The 23645-nt window shown below is 72.3% G+C and carries 28 protein-coding genes; 16 read left to right on the forward strand and 12 right to left on the reverse strand.

Annotation, left to right across the window (positions count from 1 at the left end; translation table 11 throughout):
• Window position 1: 1 nt before the first annotated feature.
• A complete protein-coding gene (locus tag AC5WS8_RS26350; protein ID WP_496106029.1) occupies window positions 2-1006 on the reverse strand; it encodes a zinc-binding alcohol dehydrogenase family protein in 1005 nt (334 codons plus the stop codon).
• A gap of 191 nt (window positions 1007-1197) precedes the next feature.
• Here AC5WS8_RS26350 and AC5WS8_RS26355 point away from each other — a divergent pair, with 191 nt between their 5' ends.
• Together AC5WS8_RS26355 and AC5WS8_RS26360 are read left to right on the forward strand one after the other, a co-directional pair.
• Window positions 1198-1875: a ribonuclease H family protein gene (locus tag AC5WS8_RS26355; RefSeq protein WP_496105947.1), complete on the forward strand. Its 678-nt coding sequence runs from the start codon at window positions 1198-1200 to the stop codon at window positions 1873-1875.
• 58 nt (window positions 1876-1933) lie between these two features.
• A complete protein-coding gene (locus tag AC5WS8_RS26360) occupies window positions 1934-2368 on the forward strand; it encodes a PPOX class F420-dependent oxidoreductase (protein ID WP_496105948.1) in 435 nt (144 codons plus the stop codon).
• A gap of 21 nt (window positions 2369-2389) precedes the next feature.
• Here AC5WS8_RS26360 and melC2 read toward each other — a convergent pair whose 3' ends face one another.
• Both melC2 and melC1 read right to left on the reverse strand, forming a co-directional pair.
• Window positions 2390-3214 (reverse strand): tyrosinase MelC2, encoded by an 825-nt coding sequence (gene melC2, locus AC5WS8_RS26365; protein ID WP_496105949.1) that lies wholly within the window; start codon window positions 3212-3214, stop codon window positions 2390-2392.
• A 38-nt stretch (window positions 3215-3252) separates the two neighbouring features.
• Window positions 3253-3618 (reverse strand): apotyrosinase chaperone MelC1, encoded by a 366-nt coding sequence (gene melC1 / locus AC5WS8_RS26370; protein ID WP_496105950.1) that lies wholly within the window; start codon window positions 3616-3618, stop codon window positions 3253-3255.
• A 407-nt stretch (window positions 3619-4025) separates the two neighbouring features.
• Between melC1 and AC5WS8_RS26375 the strand changes: the two genes are divergently transcribed.
• Both AC5WS8_RS26375 and AC5WS8_RS26380 read left to right on the forward strand, forming a co-directional pair.
• The gene (locus AC5WS8_RS26375) at window positions 4026-5492 is read left to right on the forward strand and encodes an MFS transporter (protein WP_496105951.1); all 1467 of its coding nucleotides are present in this window, start codon (window positions 4026-4028) and stop codon (window positions 5490-5492) included.
• Window positions 5489-6070, forward strand: a complete 582-nt coding sequence (locus AC5WS8_RS26380; protein ID WP_496106030.1) for a TetR/AcrR family transcriptional regulator — start codon at window positions 5489-5491, stop codon at window positions 6068-6070. The genes AC5WS8_RS26375 and AC5WS8_RS26380 overlap by 4 nt, the downstream gene beginning before the upstream one ends.
• A gap of 5 nt (window positions 6071-6075) precedes the next feature.
• On the opposite strand, the gene AC5WS8_RS26385 is transcribed toward AC5WS8_RS26380, so the two are convergent.
• Complete coding sequence (locus AC5WS8_RS26385; protein ID WP_496105952.1) at window positions 6076-6702, reverse strand: alpha-ketoglutarate-dependent dioxygenase AlkB; 627 nt, start codon at window positions 6700-6702, stop codon at window positions 6076-6078.
• Window positions 6703-7035: 333 nt separating this feature from the next.
• Here AC5WS8_RS26385 and AC5WS8_RS26390 point away from each other — a divergent pair, with 333 nt between their 5' ends.
• The gene (locus AC5WS8_RS26390) at window positions 7036-8811 is read left to right on the forward strand and encodes a M4 family metallopeptidase (protein ID WP_496105953.1); all 1776 of its coding nucleotides are present in this window, start codon (window positions 7036-7038) and stop codon (window positions 8809-8811) included.
• A gap of 44 nt (window positions 8812-8855) precedes the next feature.
• Here the strand turns inward: AC5WS8_RS26390 and AC5WS8_RS26395 are convergent, their stop codons facing one another.
• On the reverse strand, window positions 8856-9527 hold the full coding sequence (locus AC5WS8_RS26395; RefSeq protein ID WP_496105954.1) for an AIM24 family protein: 672 nt from the start codon (window positions 9525-9527) through the stop codon (window positions 8856-8858).
• Between the two features lie 176 nt (window positions 9528-9703).
• Between AC5WS8_RS26395 and AC5WS8_RS26400 the strand changes: the two genes are divergently transcribed.
• On the forward strand, window positions 9704-11191 hold the full coding sequence (locus tag AC5WS8_RS26400; protein WP_496105955.1) for an FGGY-family carbohydrate kinase: 1488 nt from the start codon (window positions 9704-9706) through the stop codon (window positions 11189-11191).
• Between the two features lie 80 nt (window positions 11192-11271).
• The gene (locus AC5WS8_RS26405; protein ID WP_496105956.1) at window positions 11272-12132 is read left to right on the forward strand and encodes a PDC sensor domain-containing protein; all 861 of its coding nucleotides are present in this window, start codon (window positions 11272-11274) and stop codon (window positions 12130-12132) included.
• Between the two features lie 42 nt (window positions 12133-12174).
• Here AC5WS8_RS26405 and AC5WS8_RS26410 read toward each other — a convergent pair whose 3' ends face one another.
• Entirely contained in the window at window positions 12175-13086 is a 912-nt protein-coding gene (locus AC5WS8_RS26410; RefSeq protein ID WP_496105957.1) for a LysR family transcriptional regulator ArgP, read from the reverse strand.
• Between the two features lie 67 nt (window positions 13087-13153).
• On the opposite strand from AC5WS8_RS26410, the gene AC5WS8_RS26415 reads away from it, so the two are divergent.
• From AC5WS8_RS26415 to AC5WS8_RS26425, 3 genes are all read left to right on the forward strand, one after another.
• Window positions 13154-13765 carry a LysE/ArgO family amino acid transporter gene (locus AC5WS8_RS26415; RefSeq protein ID WP_496105958.1) on the forward strand — a complete coding sequence of 204 codons (612 nt, stop codon included), beginning with the start codon at window positions 13154-13156 and terminating at the stop codon, window positions 13763-13765.
• 112 nt (window positions 13766-13877) lie between these two features.
• Entirely contained in the window at window positions 13878-15185 is a 1308-nt protein-coding gene (locus AC5WS8_RS26420; protein WP_496105959.1) for an MFS transporter, read from the forward strand.
• Window positions 15186-15325: 140 nt separating this feature from the next.
• Entirely contained in the window at window positions 15326-15715 is a 390-nt protein-coding gene (locus AC5WS8_RS26425; RefSeq protein WP_496105960.1) for a DUF6479 family protein, read from the forward strand.
• Window positions 15716-15740: 25 nt separating this feature from the next.
• Here the strand turns inward: AC5WS8_RS26425 and AC5WS8_RS26430 are convergent, their stop codons facing one another.
• The 3 genes from AC5WS8_RS26430 to AC5WS8_RS26440 all read right to left on the reverse strand — a co-directional run bounded on the left by AC5WS8_RS26430 (window position 15741) and on the right by AC5WS8_RS26440 (window position 19171).
• The gene (locus AC5WS8_RS26430) at window positions 15741-16712 is read right to left on the reverse strand and encodes an ATP-dependent DNA ligase (RefSeq protein WP_496105961.1); all 972 of its coding nucleotides are present in this window, start codon (window positions 16710-16712) and stop codon (window positions 15741-15743) included.
• 114 nt (window positions 16713-16826) lie between these two features.
• Entirely contained in the window at window positions 16827-18548 is a 1722-nt protein-coding gene (locus tag AC5WS8_RS26435; protein ID WP_496106031.1) for a phospholipid carrier-dependent glycosyltransferase, read from the reverse strand.
• A 122-nt stretch (window positions 18549-18670) separates the two neighbouring features.
• On the reverse strand, window positions 18671-19171 hold the full coding sequence (locus tag AC5WS8_RS26440; protein ID WP_496105962.1) for a hypothetical protein: 501 nt from the start codon (window positions 19169-19171) through the stop codon (window positions 18671-18673).
• A 226-nt stretch (window positions 19172-19397) separates the two neighbouring features.
• Between AC5WS8_RS26440 and AC5WS8_RS26445 the strand changes: the two genes are divergently transcribed.
• Entirely contained in the window at window positions 19398-19928 is a 531-nt protein-coding gene (locus AC5WS8_RS26445; RefSeq protein WP_496105963.1) for a hypothetical protein, read from the forward strand.
• 168 nt (window positions 19929-20096) lie between these two features.
• Here AC5WS8_RS26445 and AC5WS8_RS26450 read toward each other — a convergent pair whose 3' ends face one another.
• A complete protein-coding gene (locus AC5WS8_RS26450) occupies window positions 20097-20222 on the reverse strand; it encodes a hypothetical protein (RefSeq protein ID WP_496105964.1) in 126 nt (41 codons plus the stop codon).
• Window positions 20223-20238: 16 nt separating this feature from the next.
• Here AC5WS8_RS26450 and AC5WS8_RS26455 point away from each other — a divergent pair, with 16 nt between their 5' ends.
• From AC5WS8_RS26455 to AC5WS8_RS26465, 3 genes are all read left to right on the forward strand, one after another.
• A complete protein-coding gene (locus AC5WS8_RS26455; RefSeq protein ID WP_496105965.1) occupies window positions 20239-20685 on the forward strand; it encodes a hypothetical protein in 447 nt (148 codons plus the stop codon).
• 642 nt (window positions 20686-21327) lie between these two features.
• Window positions 21328-21543: a hypothetical protein gene (locus AC5WS8_RS26460; RefSeq protein ID WP_496105966.1), complete on the forward strand. Its 216-nt coding sequence runs from the start codon at window positions 21328-21330 to the stop codon at window positions 21541-21543.
• A gap of 182 nt (window positions 21544-21725) precedes the next feature.
• Complete coding sequence (locus tag AC5WS8_RS26465) at window positions 21726-21866, forward strand: hypothetical protein (RefSeq protein ID WP_496105967.1); 141 nt, start codon at window positions 21726-21728, stop codon at window positions 21864-21866.
• 82 nt (window positions 21867-21948) lie between these two features.
• Here the strand turns inward: AC5WS8_RS26465 and AC5WS8_RS26470 are convergent, their stop codons facing one another.
• Both AC5WS8_RS26470 and AC5WS8_RS26475 read right to left on the reverse strand, forming a co-directional pair.
• Window positions 21949-22209 (reverse strand): hypothetical protein, encoded by a 261-nt coding sequence (locus AC5WS8_RS26470; RefSeq protein ID WP_496105968.1) that lies wholly within the window; start codon window positions 22207-22209, stop codon window positions 21949-21951.
• Between the two features lie 164 nt (window positions 22210-22373).
• A complete protein-coding gene (locus tag AC5WS8_RS26475) occupies window positions 22374-22766 on the reverse strand; it encodes a helix-turn-helix domain-containing protein (RefSeq protein WP_496105969.1) in 393 nt (130 codons plus the stop codon).
• A 231-nt stretch (window positions 22767-22997) separates the two neighbouring features.
• Between AC5WS8_RS26475 and AC5WS8_RS26480 the strand changes: the two genes are divergently transcribed.
• Window positions 22998-23213, forward strand: a complete 216-nt coding sequence (locus AC5WS8_RS26480) for a hypothetical protein (protein WP_496105970.1) — start codon at window positions 22998-23000, stop codon at window positions 23211-23213.
• Window positions 23214-23420: 207 nt separating this feature from the next.
• Window positions 23421-23639, forward strand: coding sequence for a hypothetical protein (locus tag AC5WS8_RS26485; RefSeq protein ID WP_496105971.1), 219 nt, complete (start codon window positions 23421-23423; stop codon window positions 23637-23639).
• The last annotated feature ends 6 nt before the right edge of the window (window positions 23640-23645 follow it).

Raw genomic sequence — 23645 nt, forward strand, 5'->3', positions numbered from 1 at the left:
CTCACAGGTCGTTCACCAGCACGGCCGCCCCGTCGAAGCGCCCCGCCTTCAGATCGCCGAGCGCCCGCTGTGCCTCGGACAACGGGTACGGGTGTGTGGTCGCCCGTACGCCGCACCGGGCGGCGAGGTCCAGGAAGTCCCGGCCGTTCTCGCGCGTGTTCGAGGTGACGCTGCGCAACTCCTTCTCGTAGAACAGCTCGCTCTCGTAGCGCAGCGCCGGGACGTCGCTCAGATGGATCCCCGCGACCGCCAGCACCCCGCCCCGGTCCAGCGCCCGCAGCGCCACCGGGACGAGATCGCCGACCGGCGCGAACAGGACCGCCCCGTCCAGCGGCTCCGGCGGCAGGTCGTAGGCCCCGCCCGCCGAGGCACAGCCGAGATCGAGCGCGAGCCGCCGCGCGGCCTCGTCCCGGGTCAGCACGTGCACGGTGGCGCCCCGCGCCAGCGCGACCTGCGCACACAGGTGCGCGCTGCCGCCGAACCCGTACAGCCCGAGGCGCCCGCCCGCCGGCAGCGACGTCCGCAGCAGCGCCCGGTAGCCGATGATGCCCGCGCACAGCAGCGGCGCCGACGCCACATCGTCCACCTCGGCCGGCAGCCGGTAGGCGAAGGCGGCGGGCACGGTGGTGTACTCGGCGTAGCCGCCGTCGGCGTCCCAGCCGGTGTACCGGGAGTCCGGGCAGAGGTTCTCGGCGCCGCGCACGCAGTACCGGCACGTGCCGTCCGTACGGCGCAGCCACGCCACGCCCACCCGGTCGCCGGTGGCCCATCCGCTCACGCCCCCGCCGATCCCGGCCACCACGCCCACCACCTCGTGCCCGGGCGTCACCCCGGGACGGCGCACCGGCAGGTCGCCCTCGGCCACGTGCAGATCGGTACGGCAGACACCGCAGGCCCGCACGTGCACCAGCAGCTCACCGGGGCCCGGCACCGGAACCGGCCGCTCCACGAGAGCGAGCGGCTCCCGCTCGACGGGTCCCGGCCGGTCCACCACCCATGCGCGCATCATGTGCCCCGTCCCGTACACGACTGCCTCCTTCCAGTGTCGTCACGCCGACCGTCCGGCGCACGGCACGGCCTGCGCCCGGTACGTCCCCGGCGGGACGGAGCGGGGGTGCCGGCCGGCCGCGCCTTCCGGACGGCGCGGGTCCCCCGGCCCGGGAACGGGGCGGCGGCGGGGCGTGGCATGATCAGGGCATGCCTGAACGTGTTGTGGCCGCCTGCGACGGGGCTTCGAAGGGAAACCCGGGACCCGCCGGATGGGCCTGGGTCGTCGCCGACGACGACGAGGTCCCGAGCCGCTGGGAGGCCGGCCCGCTGGGCACCGCGACCAACAACGTCGCCGAACTGACGGCCCTGGAGCGGCTGCTGACCGCGGTCGACCCGGGGATCGCGCTGGAGGTCCGGATGGACTCGCAGTACGCGATGAAGGCGGTCACCACCTGGCTGCCCGGCTGGAAGCGCAAGGGCTGGAAGACCGCCGCCGGCAAGCCCGTCGCCAACCAGGCACTGGTCGTCCGCATCGACGAGCTGCTCGCGGGCCGCGAGGTGGAGTTCCGCTACGTGCCCGCCCACCAGGTCGGCGGCGACCGCCTCAACGACTTCGCGGACCGCGCCGCCAGCCAGGCGGCCACCGTGCAGAAACCGGCGGGCAGCGCCTACGGCTCCCCGGAGCCGCCGCCGTCGCCCGAGCCGGCCGCCGCCGCTCCGTCGCGCCGTGGCGCGCCCGCGCGGAAGCGGACCACCACGCGCACGATCAAGGCGAAGTTCCCGGGCCGCTGCGTCTGCGGCCGCCCGTACGCGGCGGGCGAGCCCATCGCCAAGAACGCCCAGGGCTGGGGCCACCCGGACTGCCGTTCGGCCGGCGACACCTGAGACGGCTTTTCCGTGGGTTCCGGGCGCCCCGGCGCGCGGAGCGGTACGTTCCTGATCCATGAACGGGAACAGCGTTCTGCCGGGCGAGCTGAGGCAGCTGATCGAGTCCGGTCCCATGGCGCACCTGAGCACCATCAACCCCGACGGGAGCCCTCAGGTGACCGTCATCTGGATCGGACTGGACGGCGACGACGTCGTCAGCGGGCATATGGCGCGACACGTGAAGCTCCGCAACATCGAGCGGGATCCGCGGGTCGTGCTCTCCTTCGACGCCCCACGCGTACCCGGAGTCTTCCTGAACGAGTACGCCGTGCTGCGGGCGCGGGCCGCGGTGGAGCCCGACGAGGGCGCCTGGGACCTGCTCAACCGCCTCGCCAAGGTCTACATGGCCCCGGACGCCGAGTTCCCGGCCCCCAAGGGGCCCGGCTACATCGTGCGCTACACGGTCGAGCGCATCGGCGGCGTCGGGCCCTGGGCGCCGTCCTCGCACTGAGCGAGCCCAGGGCCCGAGCCCTCAGTCGGTGTCGAAGGTGTAGTGCGCCGTGTGGTCCAGCAGGTCGGCGGGGCGCGTGTCGTTCCAGGGCTTCATCGGCTCCTCCAGATCGACGACGTCCGGTGTGCCGCCCGTGGGAAGGTAGCCGGAGCCGGGGTGGCGGCGCTGCCACTCCGCCCAGAGCTTGTCGACGTAGGCGTGGTGCAGCCAGAAGACCGGGTCGTTGGGGGAGACCCCGGTGGCCATCTGACCGCCCACCCACACATGGACGCGGTTGTGCAGGTTGACGCCCCGCCATCCCTCGAGATGGTTGCGGAAGCCGTCCGAGGCGCTGTTCCAGGGCGCCATGTCGTACGTGGGTATGGCGAGGACGGAGTCGACCTCGGCCCGGGTCGGCAGATCGCGTCCGCCGCCGCCGAGCGAGCGCCGCAGAAACGTGCGGCCGTCCACGCGCACCGTGATCGGCCAGTGGCCGGCGGCCGATGCGAACGGCCCGTCCATCACCCGTCCGTCCAGCGCGCGCCCGGTGCCGCCGAGGAAGTCCGGCGCCCACAGCGAGGAGCGCGGCGAGCGGTCGTCGGTCCAGTCCCAGTACGGGAGTGCGACGGAGGAGTCGACGGACTGGAGGGCCTGTTCGAACTCGATCAGGAATCTGCGGTGCCAGGGCAGGAACGACGGCGAGCGGTGCGCCGTGCGTTCCCCCGTGTCGGTGTCGCTCATGATGAAGGCGTTGTGGGTGGTGACGAAGGCGTCGTAGCGGCCACTGCGCTTGAGTTCCAGGAGCGCGGCGACCAGCCGTCGCTTCTCGTCGGCCGTGAGGGTCGCCTGGTTCTTGCGTACGGTCATGTGCGGAAGGCTCCGAAAGGTGTCCGGGGTGCGGGCGGTCAGGTGAGGGGGACGAGCGGGGCTCCCCGCAGTTCGACCACGGCCGCGCGCGCGGCGGCACGCGGGCTCGGCACCGGGTCGTAGTGGCTGACCACGCTGATCCAGCTGCCGTCCGCGTTGCGCATCACATGCAGCTCGACCCCGTCGATGAACACCCCGTATCCCGCACCGTGGTGGTGGCCCCCGGCCAGGGGGCGGCCCTGTATCCGGCGGCCCAGATAGACCTCGTCGAAGGCTTCCGGAGCATCGTGGCCGTGGTCGTGGTGGCTGTGTCCTTCGGCCGCGGCCGACGGGGCGGGCAGGCCGGCGACGGCGGCGACGGCGGCGCCGGCCGCGAGGGCGCTGCGTCGGGTGAGAAGTGGCATACGAGTCCTCCGGGTCAAAGGGGGTTGACGTGCCGTGTCCTGCCTATCCGTCGGCGGGCGCGTCCCGGAAATCGCCTCAGGGTGGTTGGGTGTGATCAGGACAAGTGCTGTCATGTCCTACAAAGTTGAACCAAGATGATCTTGCTGTGACGGCTGATCGACGGTGCGCCGGAACGGGAAATTCCGCCCTCTTCGAGCGGTCCGGAAGTGGATCTTTCATTACCGGGCGCCGCTCCGTGGCCCGGCTCACGTCTCACATCTGACGCGAACCGCCGCTCCCGACCGGGCTGTTGGGGGGCGAGCCCCGCTGCCCCGCCGACCTCACCGCTTGGGGTGAATGGCCGTTCACCGGCTATGGTGAATGGCCATTCACCGGAATTCCGGTCGATCGACCCCCTGGAGTGCGTATGGTCCCCATACCCGCCGGACCGGCCGGGCGGCCGGGAGTGCGTGACCGGCTGGCGGTCCCCGTGCTGGCCTTCGGCGGCATCCTCATGGCCGTCATGCAGACCGTCGTCGTCCCCCTGCTGCCCGACCTGCCCCGGCTCACCGGCGCCTCCGCGGGCACGGTCTCCTGGACGGTCACCGCCACGCTGGTGTCCGGGGCGGTGCTCACCCCGGTGCTCGGGCGGGCCGGGGACATGTACGGCAAACGGCGGGTGCTGGTGACCGCACTGGCGCTGATGACGTTGGGCTCGGTGCTCTGCGCGCTCTCGTCCGACATCGCCGTGCTCATCGCGGCACGGGCTCTGCAGGGCGCGGCCGCCGCGGTCGTCCCGCTGTCGATCAGCATCCTGCGCGACGAACTGCCGCCCGAACGCACCGGATCCGCGGTCGCCCTCATGAGTTCCACCGTGGGTATCGGCGCGGCCCTCGGGCTGCCGCTGGCCGCGCTCGTCATCCAGTACGTGAACTGGCACGCCATGTTCTGGGTGACCAGCGTCCTGGGCGCCGTCGGCCTCGCCCTCGCCCGGTGGGCGGTGCGCGAGTCGCCCGTCCGCGCCCCCGGACGTTTCGACGTCCTGGGCGCACTGGGCCTCGCCGCCGGACTGGTCTGTCTGCTGCTGGCCGTGTCGCAGGGCGGCCAGTGGGGATGGGGGAGTGCGCGGATCCTGGGCCTGTTCACGGGCAGCGTGCTGATCCTGGCGCTGTGGTGCCGGCAACAGCTGCACGCCGAACGACCCCTCGTCGACCTGCGTCTGGCCGCCCGCCCGCGGGTCGCACTGCCGCACCTCACGGCCCTGCTGGTCGGCTTCGGCTTCTACGCCAACTCGCTGGTGACGGCGCAGCTCGTCCAGGCCCCGAAGGCCACCGGCTACGGGCTCGGCCTGTCCATCGTGGGCGGCGGTCTGTGTCTGCTGCCCAGCGGAGTGATCATGCTGCTGTTCTCGCCGGTGTCCGCCCGTATCTCGGCGACCCGCGGACCCCGGATCACCCTCGCCGTCGGCGCGGCCGTGCTCACCGTCGGATACGCCGTACGCATCGCGGACAGCCGCGACCTGTGGATGATCATCCTGGGCGCGTCCATCGTGGCCACCGGCACGACCCTCGCCTACTCGGCGCTGCCCACCCTCGTCCTGCGCGCCGTGCCGGCCGGGCAGACCGCCTCCGCGAACGGCGTCAACGTACTGATGCGCACCATCGGCCAGGCCACCTGCAGCGCCTGTGTCGCCGCGGTCCTCGTCCACCACACCAGCCGGGCGGCCGGCATCCCCGCCCCCACGCTGCACGGCTATCTGCTGGCGTTCGCGATGGCGGGCGCGGTCGCCCTCGTGGCGTGCGCCACCGCCCTGGCCATACCGGGGGACCGCACGCCGGGCGGTACCCGCGGGCGCAGGACGCCGTCGCCCGACACGGCGCTGGAAGGAGCCTGAGGTCCTTGACCACGTCACCGGCCACCGCGCCCGCCCGCCGCGACGCCGAGACCACCAAGGCCGCCATCCTGCGCGCCGCCCGCCATCTGCTGGCCCGGCACGCCCACGCGGACATCACGCTCAGGGCGGTGGCCGACCGGGCCGGGGTCAGCCCGCCGCTGATCCTGAAGTACTTCGGCACCAAGGACGCGCTCTTCTCACAGGTGATGTCCTTCGAGACGGACGCCGCCGCCCTGCTGGACGCACCGCTCGCGGACCTCGGCCGGCACATGGTCCGCCATGTGCTGCTCAGCCAGACGCGGCAGGGCGCCGACCCTCTCCTGCGCATCGTCTTCGCACCCCTGCACGGTGAGCAGGGCGACATCCTGCGCGCCAACTTCCGCACCCAGGTCAGCGACCGCCTCGCGGCGCGACTGAGCGGTCCCGACGTGGGCCTGCGCGCCGAGCTCGCGGTGAGCGCCCTGCTGGGCCTCGGCGTGATGTTCGGCATCGCACGCGGCACCCACCTGCGCGCGGCGGACCTCGACGACATCGCCGACCGCTGGGCACCGGCCGTACAGGCGCAGTTGACCCCCTGACCCGGTCAGCCCACCCCTGCGGGCCGGAACTGGATGCTGATCCGGGGCCCGGTCGCCCGGCTGCTCTTCGGGATCGAGTGCTCCCACGTCCGCTGGCAGGAGCCGCCCATCACGATCAGGTCCCCGTGCCCGAGCGGACGCCGGACGGCCTGCCCGCCACCGCGCGGCCGCAGCGCCAGATCGCGGGGCGCGCCCACGGACAGGATGGCGACCATGGTGTCCTCGCGTGTGCCCCGGCCGATGCGGTCCCCGTGCCAGGCGACACTGTCCCGGCCGTCCCGGTAGTAGCACAGACCTGCCGTCACGAAGGGCTCGCCGAGCTCCGGGGCGTAGCGCGCGGACAGGGTGTCGCGCGCCTCCTCCAGGACGGGGTGCGGAAGCGGCTCCCCGGGACGGTAGTAGGCCAGCAGCCGCGGCACGTCCACCGTGTGGTCGTACATGTGCCGTCGCTCGGCGTGCCAGGGCACCTCGGCGGCCAGCCGCACGAACAGCGCGTCGGCCCCGCTGAGCCATCCCGGCAGCACGTCGATCCAGGCCCCGGCGCCCAGCCGGGTTCGCCGCAGCCCGTCGAGCGGGCCGAGTCGGATGTCGTCGGTCTGGTCGAACAGTGACCCCTGCAGGTGCGTGGCCATACAGGCAGCGTACTCCGCTGAATCGAAAGTATGTTCAGTGTCGTACCCCCGGTATGGCGTCGGTCACATCCGCCCCGAGGGGCGGCGGGTGCGCAACCGTGCCGCGTCCGCCCGTCATCTCACCTTGCGGCACACGGTCACCCGGGAGTCGGCCGAACGCGAACGTATGCAAAGACACCCCCCGGAAAGCCGGGAACGGGATCTTTCGGCTTTACATGTACATGGCGGATGCGTGAGGGTGGCGCACCGGGGCCCGACCAGCCCCCACGGCGCCCAGGAGCGCCGTGCCCGAGGGCGGTTGGGGATCCGGCCGCCCCCGCACGAAGGAACCATGTGCGCAGACCCCACATACGCAGGCTGGCCGTCGCCGTCACCGTGACCACGGCGGCCACGCTCCCGGCCGTGCCGGCACTCGCCGACGCCCCCGCCGCCGCAGCGGCCCCCGCCTCCTCGCCGGTCGACGTGGCCCGGGCCGCCGCGTTCGCGCACGCCTCCGCCACAGGTGTCATCCGGGGGGACACCCTGCTGGCGAAGGACGTCATGACCGATCCGGACGGCAAGCAGCACGTCCGGTTCCTCCGCACCCACCGGGGCCTGCCCGTCCTCGGCGGCGATCTCGTCGTCCACCTGGACGAGCGGGGCGGGTATCTCGGCGTGACGCGCGCCGCCGGGCACACCCTGGAACCGCCCACCGCGGCGGCGAAGTTGACGGCGTCCCAGGCCGAGCGGAAGGCCGCAGCCGCCGCGCGGGGCGACGCGGACGCCGCCGAACTCGTCGTGGACGCCCGCGACGGCGGCTCCGCCCTCGCCTACCGGGTGCGTGTCACCGACAGCCACACCGCGGAGGCGGGTGGCTCCCGCACGGTCGTCGTGGACGCGCTGACCGGCCGGATCCGCAGCGACACGCCCGACAGTGACGAGTTCGTCTCGCCCTCCCTGAAGCAGACGCTGCGCAGGCGGGGCGAGTCGGCGACCCCGCGGACCGATGGACCCGCCGCCCTTGCGGGCCTCACGGCGACGGGACCGGCGGCCGCCCCGCACCCGTCCACCGCCAACGGCACCGGTACCTCCCTCTTCGTCGGGACGGTGCCGCTGACCACCACCCGGACCGGCCGCACGGGCTATCTGCTGAAGGACCCCACCCGCTGGGGCACCGAGACCCGGGACGCGAAGGGCCGCGAGCTGAAGTCGTTCGCGCGTGGCACCACGTTCACCAGCACCACGGACAAGTGGGGCAACGGCGCCACGTCCAACCGCGCCACCGTCGCGGTCGACGCCCAGTACGGCATCACCAAGACCCTCGACTTCTACAAGAAGGCCTTCGGCCGCAAGGGCATCGGGAACAACAGCGCGGGCGCCCGCGCGATGGTGCACTTCGGCCACAAGGTCGGCAACGCCTTCTGGGACTCCGCCTGTGGCTGCATGCTGTACGGCGACGGGGACGGCGCCCTGTTCAAGAAGCCGCTGGTCGTCCTCGACGTCACCGGTCACGAGCTGACCCACGGCGTCGTCGACGCCACCGCCGGCCTGCAGCCGACCCGGGTGGACGAGGACGGCAACCAGCACGGCGAGCCGGGCGCACTCAACGAGTCGCTCGCCGACATCTTCGGCTGTGGTGTGGAGTTCGCCGCCGGCAACCCGAAGAACCCGCCGAACTACCTGATGGGCGAGAAGCTCGGTCTGCGGCAGAGGTTCCTGCGCCGCCTCGACCACCCGTCCCTGGACAAGCTCGAGGGCACGGTCGACTACTGGTCCACCGCCGCGCACGACGCCGAGGTGCACGCCGGATCCGGCGTCTCCTCACACGCCTTCTACCTGCTCGCCGAGGGCAGCGGCAGGAAGACCATCGGCGGTGTGGTGTACGACTCGCCGACCTACGACGGCTCACGGGTGACCGGTGTCGGGCGGGCCAAGGCGCTGGCGATCTTCTACCGGGCGCTGACCCGCTACATGGTCTCCACGACGGACTTCCACGGCGCGCGCACCGCGACGCTGAAGGCCGCAGCCGACATGTACGGCACGACCAGCACCGAGTACAAGGCGGTCGACAAGGCGTGGGCCGCGGTCGACGTCACGGCCGCCAACACCCCCTCCCCGCCCGGACGCTGACCGGCAGGGGCCCCGCTCGCCTCGGTGAGCGGGGTCCCTTCACGTCAGTGCTCCTTCTGCACCGTCAGCTCACTGGGCCGTACGACGACGTACCCCTCGCCCTCCAGCTTCAGTTGCACCGCCTCACCCGAACCGCCGCGCAGCATCGAGCCGATGGACTGCGACCGGTGCAGCGAGGTGTGCAGCCGGGCCGTCCAGCCCACCACCGCGTCGGTGTCGACGAACACCGGCAGCTCGGGCGAGACCGGTATCACCAGTGGATTTCCCTCACAGATCAGCCCCAGCCCGCCGTGCCCGGTGAACAAGCTGTTGAACAGCCCGCCGCCGGCGATCCCGGCGCCTTTCACGGTCTTGATCTCGTACGACAGGGTCGCGTCGAAGCAGAGCACGTTGCGCCCGTTGACGGTGAACTCGTCGCCCGGCTCGACATCCACGATGAAACAGTTCTGCGCCTCGTGCGCGAACCACGCCTCGCCCCGCCCGCGCACGGCCATCAGCGGCAGCCCCTCGCCGGTGACCGCCCGCTTGAGCATTCCGCCCACCCCCTGGCCCTTGCGTTCGAACCTGAGGTCCCCGCGGAAGGCGACCATCGAGCCCTGCCGCGCGAACATCTCGCCGCTGACGACGTACCGGACGGACTTGGCGTTCTGCAGGGACATACCCGGCGCGGTGGCGGGCTGCACCATGTGCTCGCTGGAAAAGAGATCACCCTTCATGCGGGCATCCTGTCCCGGACGGCTCCCTTCCGCCAAGATCACCGTTGTCCGCGACCCCGCACCGGTCTTTGTCCGTTCGCCCGCCGGCGTGCGGCGGCTTCCGGCATTCGACCGGTGATCGGCGGCGAAGCGGGGAACGATGTCCCGGGAGTCTTCAGGCGGGAGGACGGGAACGCATGACGGTGCTCGGTGTCGACATCGGAACGTCCAGCGGCAAAGGCGTGCTGGTGGATGCGGACGGAACGATTGTCCGCACGGCCACGCGCCCGCACACGGTCAGCCGCCCCACGCCCGGCCACGTGGAGATGGACGCCCGCCTCTGGTGGGACGAGTTCGTCTCCCTCGCCCGCGAACTGGTGACACCCGGCACCGTCGTGCGGGCGGTCGGCGTCTCCGGCATGGGCCCCTGCGTCGCCCTCGCCGACGAGACGGACATCCCGCTGCACCCGGCGATCCTCTACGGCGTCGACACCCGCGCCACCCACCAGATCGCCCGACTGGACGCCGAGTTGGGCCGCGAAGCCGTCCTGCGACGCTGCGGCTCCCTGCTGTCCACCCAGGCGGTGGGCCCCAAGATCGCCTGGCTCGCGGAGCACCGCTCCGACGTGGCCGCCCGCGCCAGACGGCTGTACATGCCGAACTCCTACCTGGTGAACCGGCTCACCGGCCAGTACGTCCTGGACCACCACTCGGCGAGCCAGTCCGTACCGCTGTACGACTCCACCGCCCAGGACTGGTACCGGCCCTGGGCACGCCGTATCGCGCCGGACCTCGAACTGCCGCCCCTGCGCTGGCCCGGTGACATCGCCGGCCAGGTCACCTCCGACGCGGCCGCGGCCACCGGGCTCCCCGCCGGGATCCCCGTCGTCACGGGGACGATCGACGCCTGGTCGGAGGCGCTGAGCGTCGGCGCCCAGCACACCGGTGACCTGATGCTCATGTATGGCAGCACCATGTTCCTGATCCACACCGTGTCGGAGCGGCTGCTCGTGCCGCAACTGTGGAGCACCGTCGGCGCGTTGCCGGGAACGCGCAGCCTCGCCGGCGGTATGGCCACCTCCGGGATGATCACCGACTGGCTGCGGGACCTGCTCGGCGAGGGCGACCCCGATGCGCTGCTCGCCGAGGCCGACGCGGCGGGAGCCGGTGCCAGGGGCCTGCTGATGCTGCCCTACTTCGCGGGGGAGCGGACCCCGGTCGCCGACCCGGACGCCCGCGGAGTGATCGCGGGACTGACGGTGGAGCACACCCGCGGCGACCTGTACCGCGCCGCGCTGGAAGCCACCGCGTTCGGCGTACGGCACAACGTCGAGGCGATGCGCCAGGCCGGTGCCGACATCCGCCGCGTCGTCGCCGTCGGCGGAGGCACCCGCGGCGGTCTGTGGACCCGTATCGTCTCCGCCGTCACCGGCCTCGAACAGGAGATCAGGACCGTCACGCTCGGCGCCAGCTACGGCGCCGCGTTCCTGGCCGCGAGCGCGATCGGCGAGACCGACATCGACACCTGGAACCCGGTGCGCGAGCGCATCACCCCCGACACCCGGCTGCGGTCCCGCTACGACGACCTCTACGACCTCTATCTGCGGCTGTACCCGGCGACCCGTGACATCACCCACGCGCTCGCTCGCCACCAGCGCGCGACCGCGAAGCTCCCGCCTGCGTGAGGTCCGCCGCGCCGGCGGCACGGCGGACCCCCGAAAGACCGGCTCAGCCCGAGGCGAACCGGGCGTATACCGTCGCGGTCATGTCCGACTCCCTGAAGCAGCCCGCCTCCCCGCCCTGTCCCGTACCGCCCCCCGCCCCGACGGGTCCGAGCACGGCCGCGAGCGTCGGCGGCAGCCGCACCGGCGCGGCGACCGCGACCCTCGACCCGGTCACGGACACGGGTGTGGCGGCCGGGGTGCGCGGCACCCTGGAGGCCGTCTTCGACACCGTCGCCCAGGTACGGGCCGACACCACGGCACTGCTGACACGTATCGGCACCCGGGGCCACGGCCCGGCGTCCGCCGACCTCGCGGCGCTGCGCCCGGGCCTCCATCTCCACCTCGCCCGCCAGGAACTCGTCTCCGGCGTCGGCTTCATCGCGGCGCCGGGTCTGCTCACCGACGTTCCGGCCTGGCTGGAGTGGTGGCAGACGCGCGCCGACGGGTCGGTACGTCCGCTGCTGCTCGATCTCGACCCGCAGGAGTCGGCGTACTCCGACTACACGCACTGGGACTGGTTCGCCCTGCCCCGTGACACCGGCCGCCGCGCCGTCGCCGGGCCCTACGTCGACTACCTCTGCTCGGACGAGTACAGCCTGACCCTGTCCGCACCGGTCCACGTCCAGGGCCGTTTCACCGGGGTCGCCGCCGCCGACGTGTACCTGCGGCACTTCGAGGCGGCCGTGATGCCCCTGCTGCGACGGCTGCCCGCACCGGCCCACCTGGTCAACGCCCGCGGCCGGGTGGCGGCCTCGGCCGACCCGGCCCACCTGGTGGGCTCCCTCACCAAGGGGCCCGACTTCGGCGCCGTCCTCGCCGGCGCGCGGCCGGGCCGCCACCAGGGGCTGCGCCTGGTCCCCTGCGACGACATCCCGCTCGTCCTCGTCGTGGCGGAGGGCTGACGGGCTGCCGGGCGGAGGACTGACGGCCTGTCGGCCGGCGCGTCAGCCGCCGCCCAGCGCCTCCTCGGCCGCGGCCGCGACTGCCGCCGCCACGGCCGCGAGCGCGGGCGAGTCCAGCTTCCACTGCTGCCAGTACAGCGGCGCGTCCACCGGCCGGTCCTCGGCCAGGTGCACCAGCCGTCCCGCGCGCAGCAGCGGATCGGCCTGCTGTACGGGCACCATGCCCCAGCCCATTCCGGCTGCGACGGCGGCCACGAAACCCTCCGACGTCGGGATGAGGTGCCGCCGCCCGCCCGCGCCACCGGACACCCGCAGCCCTCGCAGGAACCCGTCCTGGAAGTCGTCGTGCCGGTCGAAGGCGACGACCGGCGCCCGGCCGAGCACCTCCCGCGGCGGCACGCCGGGCCGCCCCCCGAGCCACCGCCCGACGAACCCGGGGCTCGCCACCGCCACGTACCGCATGCGACCCAGGCTTCGTACCGCGCACCCCGCGACCGGGTCCGGCGACGAGGTCACCGCCGCCATCACCTGCCCCTCGCGCAGCAGCGCGGCCGTACGGGCCTCGTCCTCACGGCGCAGCTCGAATACGATGCCCAGCTCCTCGGGCACGCGGGTGAGCGCCGGCAGGAACCAGGTGGCCAGCGAGTCCGCGTTCACCGCGATCGACAGCCGCGTCGTCTCCCCGGCTCCGGTCATGCCCAGCTCACCGCGGGCGTCCTCCTCCAGCCGGGCGAGCTGGCGCGCGAACCGCACCACGATCTCGCCGGACTCGGTGGGCCGCACCGGTTTGGTCCTCGTCAGCAGCACCCGCCCGGTGCCCTGCTCCAGCGCCTTGACCCGCTGGCTGACCGCCGAGGGCGTCACATGCAGGACACGGGCGGCAGCGTCGAAGGTGCCCTCGTCCACCACGGCCAGCAGGGTCCGCACCTGGTCCAGAGGAAGCTCTTTCATCACGTCGGCTCATGCTACGTAAGAATCTTTAGCTGTACTTCGGTAGCCTGTCCTCCTTAGCGTCCCTGCCATGACAAGTGCCCTGCTCGCCGTGGCCGCCGGATTCGGCACCGGCCTCTCCCTCATCGTCGTGATCGGCGCCCAGAACGCCTTCGTCCTGCGCCAGGGCATCCGCCGTGAGGCCGTCCTCGCCGTGGTCGGCATTTGTGCGCTGTCCGACGCGGTGCTCATCGCGCTGGGTGTGGGCGGGGTCGGCGCGGTCGTCGTGGCCTGGCCCGACGCGCTGACCACGGTCGGCCTGATCGGCGGCGCATTCCTCCTCTGCTACGGCGCTCTGGCCGGCCGCCGGGCCCTGCGGCCCTCCGCGATGCGGGTGGAGGGCGCCTCCGAGCGCTCCCGGAGGCGCGCCGTCCTCACCTGCCTGGCGATGACCTGGCTCAATCCGCACGTCTACCTCGACACCGTCTTCCTGCTCGGCTCGATCGCCGTCGGGCACGGCACCCTGCGCTGGACCTTCGGCCTCGGCGCGGCCCTGGCCAGCCTGTGCTGGTTCGCCTCGCTCGGGTTCGGTGCCCGGCTGCTGGCCCGCCTCCTGTCCCGCCCGTCCTCCTGGCGCGTCCTGGACGGCCTGGTGGCGGCGACGATGATCACGACCGGCGGCATGCTCCTCGCCGGAGCCTGAGACCGGGCGCTCTCCGTCCGCCTACGCGCAGGGAGCGGCCCGGGTGCCGGTCCCTCGGGCGGATCGGCGATAGTAAACCCGGAATTGACGGGTGTACTGGCCAAGGAAGACCGTGGACGCGAGTGAGAGCACGACCGACGACGCAGCGGCCCCGGAAGAGGGCCCGCAACCGGCCGGGACCGGGCCCCGCGGGTGGCGGCGCTGGGCGATGGACACCCGCCCGCTGCGCCGCCCCGCCTACCGCCGTCTGTGGTCCTCGACGATCGTCACGGCGGTCGGCAGCCAGCTCACCGCGGTCGCCGTGCCCAAGCAGATCTACGACATCACCGGCTCCTCGGCGTGGGTGGGGTACGCGAGCCTCGCCGGTCTGCTGCCGCTCGTGCTGTTCGCGCTGTGGGGCGGCGCGATCGCCGACAGCACGGACCGCCGCAGGCTGCTGCTGATCACCAACTCGGGCCTCGCCGTCACCTCCGTGCTCTTCTGGGTCCAGGCCGCCGCCGGTCTGGACTCGGTCGTCGTCCTGATGGCGCTTCTCGCCCTTCAGCAGGCTTTCTTCGGCCTCAACTCCCCGGCCCGCAGCGCCTCCGTCGCCCGCCTGGTCCCGGAGGAGGAACTTCCTGCGGCCAACGCCCTCGGGTCCACCGTCATGCAGATCGGCCTGGTGACCGGACCCCTCCTCGCGGGCGCCCTGATCCCCGTCGTCGGCCTGTCCGAGCTGTACCTGATCGACGCCCTGGCCCTGTGCGTCACGGTGTGGGCGGTGGTCCGGCTCCCCGCCCTGCCGCCCCGGGCCGCGGCGGCCGGCAGCCGGGCGGGCCGGCAGGCGATCGCCGAGGGCTTCCGCTACCTCTCGCTCCACAAGGTACTGCTGCTCTCCTTCCTCGCCGACATCATCGCCATGGTGCTCGGCCTGCCCCGCGCCCTGTTCCCGCAGCTCGCCGCGCAGACGTTCGCCTCCTATGGGGAGGGGCTCGCGCTCGGCCTGCTGTTCGCGGCCATTCCCGTCGGAGCGGTGCTCGGCGGCCTGCTGTCCGGGACGTTCTCCCGCGCCCGCCGCCACGGCCTCATGGTGATCGCCGCGGTGATCGGCTGGGGCGCGGCCATCACCGGCCTCGGCCTGGCCACCGACCTCTGGGCGGCCGTGGCGTTCCTGGCGCTCGCCGGCGTGGCCGACATGGTCTCGATGGTCTTCCGCGGCGCGATCCTGCTGTCGGCCGCCACCGACGAGATGCGCGGCCGGATGCAGGGCGTGTTCACGGTCGTCGTGGCGGGCGGACCGCGCCTCGCCGACGCCCTGCACGGCACGGCCGGCTCGGTCCTCGGCGCTCGCACCGCCATCGCGGGCGGCGGCCTGCTGGTCATCGCGGCGACCCTGGTCCTGACACTGGCGACGCCCGCACTGCGCACCTACCGGATCTGAAACGCCATCCGCCCCAAAACCACGCGCCCCGGAATGGGGCAGGGATTCAGCGATGGAGCGATTCGATGATTCGGTCATTCTTGAATTGATCAGGAAACACTTCAGGCGCGATTTCCCTGACTCCGGGGTATTGTCAACATATGAATACGGTGAGCTTTGCAGTACAGGCTGCTGCTCGCGTCGATCGCGTTGGTTCCCAGTGGACGCTCAGCGTGTTCTTCATCCTTGTGGGCGTGATCGTCGCCGGAGCACTGGTATGGGCGGTTCGGCTCGGCATGTCCGTCCGCGACCGGGAGCCCGCACCGCCCCGCGCGGACGAGCACCCGCACATGCCCGACGGCGGACCCGTCCTGGAGGAGCGGGAGGTCCGGGAGCCCGAGGAGGTGCCGCACGCGGGACAGGAGAGCGAGCGGCTCATGCCGTACCAGCTCCATCACGCCCCGAGCAGGCGGTGCGACGACCAGCACCGCAGGCGCTGGCTGCCGGGTTCCAGCGGCGGCTTCGGCAGCGGCGGCCCCGGCCACGTGTGAGCCTCCCGGCTCGCGGCAGGTCCTGTCAGGGCAGGTCGGCCGCCGAGTCCTCCGACGCCAGGTCCGGGCGCAGCCGCAGCCACGAGGGTTGTCTGAGCAGCCCCGACCGGGTACGCGTGCTGTAGCGGACCTCACCGACCAGTCTCGGCAGCACCCAGCGGGCCCCTGCCACCCGTGGATCGCGCTCGAACGGGCACCGTGTGCTCTTCACCGCATCCAGCAGCCGGGCGAGTTCGGCCCGCTCGCCCTCGCTCCAGCCGGTGCCCACCCGCCCGACATAACGCAGCCGCCCTGCCTCGTCCCGCTGCCCCAGCAGCAAGGCCCCCGGCAGTCCCCGTAGCCGTCCACGTCCGGGCAGCCAGCCGGCGACGATCACATCGACGGCCCGCACATTGCGGATCTTGATCCAGGAACGGGACCGCACCCCCGGCTCGTAGACCGAGTCGAGCCGCTTGCACACCAGCCCCTCCAGACCCGCCTCCCGGGTCGCCTCCAGCGCCCGCGCCCCGTGGCCGACGATCGCGCCCGGCGTCGACCAGCTGGCCCCGGCCAGCGCCAGCCCCTCCAGCAGCTGCCGCCGTCGGGCGTAGGGGAGGGCGAGGAGGCGCTCACCGCGCAGGAACATCACGTCGAACAGCACCAGATGCACCGGGATCTGCGCGGCGCGGCGCGCCGCCAGCGCGGGGGAGTGGGCAAGGCCCATCCGGGACTGCAGCCGCTGGAAATCACCTCGCCCCCGCTCGTCGGGCGCCACCACCTCCCCGTCGAGCACCGCGGCCGCGGCGCCCAGCACGCCGCCCAGCGGGCGCAGTTCGGGGTACGCGCCGGTGATGACCTCGCCCGAGCGGGCCCGTAGCTCCACGCCGCCGTCACCGGGAAGATAGACCACCACCCGCTGGCCGTCCTGCTTGGTCTCGTACGCCCACTGCGCGTCCTGCCCGGCGGGGGGCAGTGTTCCGGGACAGGCGAGCATGGGGGCGATCAGCGGTAGTCTCACGGGTGAGTTGTGACACCACCGCACCCCCTCACGCGTCTCGGCGGGCCGTTTTCCCCCGAACGGGGCCTCGCTGTCCGGATCAGATCCGGTCCTGGCCCCCGACCCTCCGGGGAACTAGGGCCGCCGGAAGATCGTGACGGAGTGACCGACGTCGTCGATCGCCCTGCTGCCGCGGATCAGCCGCTTCAGCCGGTCACCGGCCTTGGCGACCGACGTGTCCGACACGACGAGCAGCCCGTGCACGCGGCCCGGGGGCACCTTCAGCGGGTCGCGCCCGTCGATGCCGTACCAGGAGGGCACTCCGCTGCCCTTGTAGACGAGCCAGACGCTCTTCTCGCCCGGGTACCGCTCGCGCAGCCGGTCCGCCAGCCGTCCGAGGTCCTGACCCCAGTCGACGTTCGAGTCGTGCAGCATGAGGTGCGTCTTCGCGGGTCCGCCGAACGCCTCGTTGGAGTACGGCAGATAGTACGGATACGTCCGCAGCGAGCTGACCGCCACGAACGCGACCAGGACCGTCGTCGCCGCGTACACCCACCGTCGCCGCAGCGCGAGCACACAGGGCGCCGCGACGGACAGGAACACCGGAACGAAGATCGCATAACGCACGCCGAGGTCACGTGAGCCCTGCATGGCCGCGGCCAGCAGTACCCCCGGCACCAGCAGCACATACGGGGCGGCCGGGCGCAGCCGGGGCACCGCCGCCATGGCCACCGCACCGCCGAGCCACAGCGCGAGCATGCCGAGCGGCGTCTTCACCAGCAGCGCCGCCGGCAGGTAGTGCCACCGGTTGCCGGTGTAGACCCGGCCGAACAGATAGCCCTGCCACTGCGCGCCCTCGAACCCGAACTGGATCCGCATACCGTCGCGGTAGGGCTCGGGGAACGGCAACACCTCGATGAGCAGGGCCCGCAGACCGCGCACCGCGGGCGTGTGCGCGGGTGCCGTCCACCGCAGCCGGGGATCGACCGCGACATAGACGGCCCACACCACTCCGACGAGGACCAGCGCGACCCCCACCGCCGCCGCCGCGGCACACGCCGCACGCCGCAGCCGGGGCGCGCCGGCGCCCCGCGCCTGCCAGTACGACCAGCCGGCGAGCACCAGCAGGACCGGCACCGCCGGCAGCGTGCTCATCTTCGTGGCCACGGCCGCCCCCGACGCCACCCCGGCGAGCGGCAGATACGGCAGCGGCCGCCGCCGCGCCCGCCACACCATCCAGGCCGCCGTCACCACGAACCCCGCCGCGGGCACATCCAGGGTGGCCAAGGAGCCGTTCGTGATCAGGTCGGGCGAGAACGTGTACAGGGCCAGCGCCGCCAACCCGCCGACAGGACCGGTCAGTTCGCGAGCGAAGCCGAACACCACCAGCCCGAACAGCAGCGTCACCACCATCACCGGCAGCCGGGCCCAGAACATCACCCGCCATGGATCGTTGCCCGACTCGTACAGCAGCCGCCGTCCCAACCGGCCCTGATCACCCTGGAAACCAGGCTTGAGATGGGGGCGTGCGAAGACCGTGCCGGTCGCGATGATCAGTTTGCCCAGCGGTGGATGCTCGGGATTGAAGCGCAGACTGTGCTCCCGCACGTACACGACGGCCGTGCCGACGTACACCGGTTCGTCGATGGTCGGGGTCTGCCGTACCGCGGTGGTGGCCATGGCGAACGCCATCTGGACCAGCAGCGCGCACACCGCGAGCACGAGCAGCGGCCGCCGGTGCCGCCGCAGTCCCGCCCAGCTGTCCGGGCCGTCGAAGTCCGCCCGGGAGGGCGTGCCGGCCGGCCCCGGGGGCCCGTCGTCGCCGGATGTGACGGGCGACTGCTGGTCGTACGTCATCGTCCGCGCCCCCGGGTCGTATGTCGCGTCCGAGCCGTCCGTGCCCCTGCATGCTGCCATGACCTCTGCTACGTCGGGACGGCGTGACCTTGTTCAATCGCAGGCGGGTCGTGATCGCGGGGTCAGGGGCGGGCGTACTGTTCCCGAACCGCGAAGGCGAGTCGGGCGAGGGCTTCCTCGGCGCGGACGCGGTCGGCCGCGTCGAGCACCGCCAGCGCGTCCGCCGCAGCTTCCCGGACCGGCTGGGGCACCTCGTCCAGGGCGGCCATCCGATAGGCGAGGGCGCGCCGTGCGACAAGCTCCTTCCGGGTGACCCCGAGGGGGCCCGTACGGGGGAAGACCGCGGCCTCGTACGCGGCGACGTGCACCAGCACCCCGTGTGCCATCCCCTCCGCGTAGCCGCGTATCCCCGCCTGCCGCCGTGCCGCGGCGAAGTGCGCCAGCGCGCGCCGGCGGAAGAAAAGCGCGCCGAGTGCGCCCGCGGTGCCCGCGCACACCGCGGCCACCAGGGCGACCCACGCGCCGCCGAAGAGGGAGCCGACGAGGGCACCGCTCGCGGTGGTCAGGCAGACCAGCCCGGTGACGAGGAGAAGAAGGGCGCGGGCGGGCGTGATCGGGGCCATGACGTGCAGTCTGCCAGCGGCCCGGGGGACCCGCGCCCGGCCTGACGCGCACGTGATGTGCGACACGTACGCGATCGCCTTTCCCACGGCCCTGAAGCGATTCATGCTGGGCACGGCTTGATCGGTGATCTAGCCGGGCAAATCCATCGGCCGCCGGATCTTGCTTGCATTTGACACTTTGTTGCGGGCGCGGATAGGAACATGGCCGGAAGTGGAGAGGTGGACCGTGCACGAGCCCCATGTGATCGGCGACTGGCAGGAATGCGCGGACGAGCATGCCGGTCTGCGCCTCCGCGTCCACGGGCTGGAAAAGGCGGAGCCGCCGCGCGGACGTGACGAGGCGGCCGAGGGCCTCATCTATTTCCGCTTCCGTGTGACCGTGGAAAACCGGGCGGCACAACCGGTCGGCATTCATCTGGAAGACGGTCAACTCGACGTCAGGACCGGCCCCGACGGGGAGAGCGCATTTCTCGACTGGCGCAACTCGCACTTCATCGAGGGCTTCGACGTCTATCCGCTGCGCCGTGCGACCGCCGTCCTGTACGCCGCCGCCCCGGAGTCCGCTCTGAGCCTTGTGGACATTCAGGTGCAGCTGAAGGCGGACGACGAATGGATCGACCGGTATCTGTGGTCCGGCGACCTGACCGTCCCGGACGGCCTGCCGGGCACGGCTGCCCGAGCCGACGGCGTCTCCGAGACCCTGGCCGGCCAGATCAGCACGTTCCTGCGCGAGCAGGCCGAGCGCGGCCAGCACTGAGGCCCGACGCTCCCACCTCCGCGAGGCGCGGACCAGCCACGGTGTGAGCGAGGTGCGCGGGATCAGCTCCTTGTAGGTCTCGTCCCCGGGCGGCGGGACGACCGGCCACCGGCCGATGTGCATGGCTCACGGCCCGTCACGCCGGCGGGTGGCGGCGGCGGACGGCGCTCAGCGGAGGAAGCCGAGGACGAGTGGTTCGATCTTCCGCGCATGGGCGAGCGGCAGCGTGTGGTGGGTCGCCGTCGGCAGCATGCGGATCCGCGCGTGCGGGCGCTCGCTTCCGTAGGCGCTCACCGATCGTCCTGGCGTCGTGCGCGCCGCTGCGGGCCGCCGGAACCACCAGCAGGGACACCGCGCACGGCGCAGAGGCTCCGGGCCGGGCGGGCGAGAACCGACGGTCTTCGGGACGTACCCGGCCGGTCCGCGAGCGGTAGGTTCCAGCCACCCCTCGTCCAGCGTCGTCCCACCCGTCCCCCGCTCCGGAAACCCGCGTGTCCCCCGCTCGCCCGGTTTCCGGGACAGCGGCGCCGCCCCCGATCTGCTCGGCGCCGGGTTCGCCGCGAAGAACGGCCTGCACGCCACCGACTTCTCCCTGCTCGGCGGTGGTCAGCCGGTCGTCACGCTCGCCGGCGTCCGCCTCAGCCTGGCGCACCCACCCGCGCAGGGCCTCCTTGTGGATGCCCGGGTCCTTCGCGACGGGTGCGATCCAACGGCCGGTGGCACGGACTTCGCGGCGGGGGCGACAACCGCCGTCTGAGCCGATCACAGTTGTCGCTCACCATGGCGCGGCGGATCATCCGTGACTCGGCGGTGTACCGTCGCGCCGCGAACCGCGGGTGACAGCAGTCGCGGAGGGCAACGCCGCCCCGGAGAAGGTCGTGATCGTGGCCGAGGACGGATCGCCCCGTGCCCCGGCCGGGCAGAAGTCATTGCGTCGAACCGGTCACCGCCGGTTGGCTGGTGCCGTTGCGGGCTGGTGGACGACGGCTCCCGCGTACAGGTACACCTGGAGCCGATGTTGGTCGCGGTCACCGCGTCGTCCTGTTCACCGCAGCCCGAAGGGCCCGGAGCGCAGGGCACTGAAAGGCGTGCGTCCCGTCGACGAAAAAAGCCGTCGACGGAACGGGACGCGTCTTCCCTTACCTGGGCCGAGGCCCGGTGGATCACTCGGGCCGAGCCCCGGTGGCGTGGCCCCGCAGGATGGCGAATGCCGCTGCGGCCAGGCCCAGCACACCCACGACCAGGCGACGGAGCACGACAGCACGCGTGCCGGTCGCCATGCCTCCGGCACGCAGCCAGAGCTCGCGTCCGTCCCTACCGCGCCGGGTATCTCCCGGGCAGTGCCCGCGGCGACCGATCCGGACGCCGGTGAGCCGCACCCTCATGGAGGTGGAGAAGCATGACCGACCTCAGCGCGCTGGAGCCCGTCGCCACGTTCTGTGGAAACTGCAACTGCGGCTGTCCGCAATTGTTCGTCGACCCGAATGCCTCGGCCGACCGACGGATCGTTCTGACCGACGACTTCGGCCAGCGCGTTCAGATGAGCGCCGACCAGTTCTCCTCACTGATCGACGACGCCAAGGCGGGGAAGCTGGACAGCATCGCCCTGCCCTGACCCTGCTGCCGAGGACCGACGGCTGCCGGATGGGGGGGGGGCTGCCCCCCGGGAGATCGCCGGCGGCTGTCCCCTTGGCGCGACGAGCAGTTTCTCCGAAAGGCCATGAACAGTCGCCCTGGCTGCGTCGGACTCCGGAAGTGGTGGGGGTGCGGTGCCGGGCGGAACCGCGAAGGGCGGCCGTGGACGTGCAACCGAGCTGGTCCTTCTTCGGTCCGCTGATCGATCGGCTGGTCGCGGCGGAGGAGGAGTTCGACGAGCGGGAACTGCACGCCGTCCGCCGCTTCCCGCAGGCGGCGCCGTCCGCCGCTTCCTGCAGGTGACGTAGTCCGTCCTGAGGGAAGCCCGTCAGGACACCTGTTCGGGAACCGGGTGCGACCGGGTGCTTGGCGGTTCCGGCCTGGCTCATTCGCGGTAGACGGTGAGCGCGGCCCCGTTGATCTCGATGCGCTGCGGCGTGGGGCCCTCACCGCGGCGTAGCAGGGCGAGGCACTGGTCGAAGAGGGCCAGTTCCTCCTCGCTGAGCACGGCCGCCGCGAGATCCAGGAGTTCACCGAGGGCGGCGTCGGTGAGGTCGGCCGGCAGTTCGCCGGAGAGCAGGACCACGGACTCTCCCGTCGGTCCCTTGACGATGGCGGTGGTGGGGCCGCCGTGTACGAAGAGCAAGATTCCCCCCAGAGGACCTGAGGCGTGCGGCTCACGGGGCCCCAGGCAGGAGGAGAGACTAGCGGCGGATCACGTGTGTTCGGGCGGAAGTGACGTCTTCTGGTGCAAGTGACCGGTGGGGCGGGAGTCCGCCCGCCGTACCGGTGCTCCTCCGGGGGCTGGGCTCAGGGCGCGTCCGAGGACCGGCCGAGCAGTGACTCCACGAGCGCCGCGACATGACGACGGTCCTCGGCGGACAGGCGCTGCACACTGGCGATGAGGACGTCCACCTCGGGGTCGCCGGAGGCCTTGGAGACGGGCGCAGGTTCGGCGGCGGGGGCGTAGAGGTGGATGCCGCAGGCCTCGGCGGCGGCCCGTCGGATCGTGTCCAACGGCAGCCCCAGGCCCTGGGCCAGCCCCTCGAGGGTGGCCGGCTGTGGCATCCGCGCCATGTGGTCGGTCGTGGCGAGGTGGTGCACCGTCGAGCGGGGAATGCCTCCACGGCGGGCCACGTCGCCGTACGACCAGCGCTCACTGTCCAGCCGGTCGCGGATGATCTGCTGCAGTGCGTTGGCCACCGATGGTCACTTCCTGCTCGCCGCCGGGCGGAACTCTTCCGCGTCGGATCATTCTAGGGGCGACTTGGGTGCGTGACGGAAGGTGTTCTCCCGAACCGCTTGCGTCACACCGGTCTCGGCCCGTAGTGTCCAATCTCGTTGGACAGCCCGTCCGACGGAGTTGGACACGATCCGGGGGGACCTGACCGTGTCCGACGGCACCGCATTCCGAATCCCGAGGGGGAATCGACCATGATGGATCCGCGTGAGCTGGACGCCGAGTCCGCCGAGCTGCTGCCGGGCCGCGAGGCCCTGGGCCGGCTGAAGTTCAGCTTCGGCAAGACGGTGAACGTCACCAAGCACGTCGCCAACGTCGCCGCGCACAACGAGTCGGCCGCGCTCAACGACCACTCCCTGTGGTCGGTGGCGGACTCCGGCGCCGCCCAGGCCATCAACATCACCCAGTGATCCGGTGCCGCACGGCCCGGCGCCCCGGCACCGTGCGGCACCCGATACCGCCGCGGCGACACCTCACCACACCTCCGCTCGCCGCGGCGGTACCACCACCGGGCGGCAACACCTGACGACTTGTCACCCCATATCGGCCGGGCGGCGATCCGCGTCCGCCCGGCCACACCACGCCGTACAACGACTGTCTTTCGGAAAGGACACGCCATGAGCATGAACGCCCACGAGCTGGACGCCGAGTCCGCGGAGCTGCTGCCGGGCCGCGAGGCCCTGGGCCGGCTGAAGTTCAGCTTCGGCAAGACGGTGAACGTCACCAAGCACATCGCCAACGTCTCCGCGCACAACGAGTCGGCCGCGCTCAACGACCACTCCGCGTGGTCGCTCGCCGAGTCCCAGGCCACGCAGTCCATCACGATCCACCAGTAACCCCCG

The organism is Streptomyces sp. PTL18 (genome assembly GCF_059510295.1).

Coding starts and splice junctions, on each gene's coding strand:
- AC5WS8_RS26355 (WP_496105947.1), top strand. CDS start 1,198: ATGCCTGAACGTGTTGTGGCCGCCTGCGACGGGGCTTCGAAGGGAAAC.
- AC5WS8_RS26375 (WP_496105951.1), top strand. CDS start 4,026: ATGGTCCCCATACCCGCCGGACCGGCCGGGCGGCCGGGAGTGCGTGAC.
- melC2 (WP_496105949.1), bottom strand. CDS start 3,214: ATGACCGTACGCAAGAACCAGGCGACCCTCACGGCCGACGAGAAGCGA.
- AC5WS8_RS26460 (WP_496105966.1), top strand. CDS start 21,328: ATGACCGACCTCAGCGCGCTGGAGCCCGTCGCCACGTTCTGTGGAAAC.
- AC5WS8_RS26435 (WP_496106031.1), bottom strand. CDS start 18,548: ATGACGTACGACCAGCAGTCGCCCGTCACATCCGGCGACGACGGGCCC.
- AC5WS8_RS26415 (WP_496105958.1), top strand. CDS start 13,154: ATGACAAGTGCCCTGCTCGCCGTGGCCGCCGGATTCGGCACCGGCCTC.
- AC5WS8_RS26350 (WP_496106029.1), bottom strand. CDS start 1,006: ATGCGCGCATGGGTGGTGGACCGGCCGGGACCCGTCGAGCGGGAGCCG.
- AC5WS8_RS26485 (WP_496105971.1), top strand. CDS start 23,421: ATGAGCATGAACGCCCACGAGCTGGACGCCGAGTCCGCGGAGCTGCTG.
- AC5WS8_RS26440 (WP_496105962.1), bottom strand. CDS start 19,171: ATGGCCCCGATCACGCCCGCCCGCGCCCTTCTTCTCCTCGTCACCGGG.
- AC5WS8_RS26400 (WP_496105955.1), top strand. CDS start 9,704: ATGACGGTGCTCGGTGTCGACATCGGAACGTCCAGCGGCAAAGGCGTG.
- AC5WS8_RS26385 (WP_496105952.1), bottom strand. CDS start 6,702: ATGGCCACGCACCTGCAGGGGTCACTGTTCGACCAGACCGACGACATC.
- AC5WS8_RS26480 (WP_496105970.1), top strand. CDS start 22,998: ATGATGGATCCGCGTGAGCTGGACGCCGAGTCCGCCGAGCTGCTGCCG.
- AC5WS8_RS26405 (WP_496105956.1), top strand. CDS start 11,272: ATGTCCGACTCCCTGAAGCAGCCCGCCTCCCCGCCCTGTCCCGTACCG.
- AC5WS8_RS26395 (WP_496105954.1), bottom strand. CDS start 9,527: ATGAAGGGTGATCTCTTTTCCAGCGAGCACATGGTGCAGCCCGCCACC.
- melC1 (WP_496105950.1), bottom strand. CDS start 3,618: ATGCCACTTCTCACCCGACGCAGCGCCCTCGCGGCCGGCGCCGCCGTC.
- AC5WS8_RS26360 (WP_496105948.1), top strand. CDS start 1,934: ATGAACGGGAACAGCGTTCTGCCGGGCGAGCTGAGGCAGCTGATCGAG.
- AC5WS8_RS26425 (WP_496105960.1), top strand. CDS start 15,326: ATGAATACGGTGAGCTTTGCAGTACAGGCTGCTGCTCGCGTCGATCGC.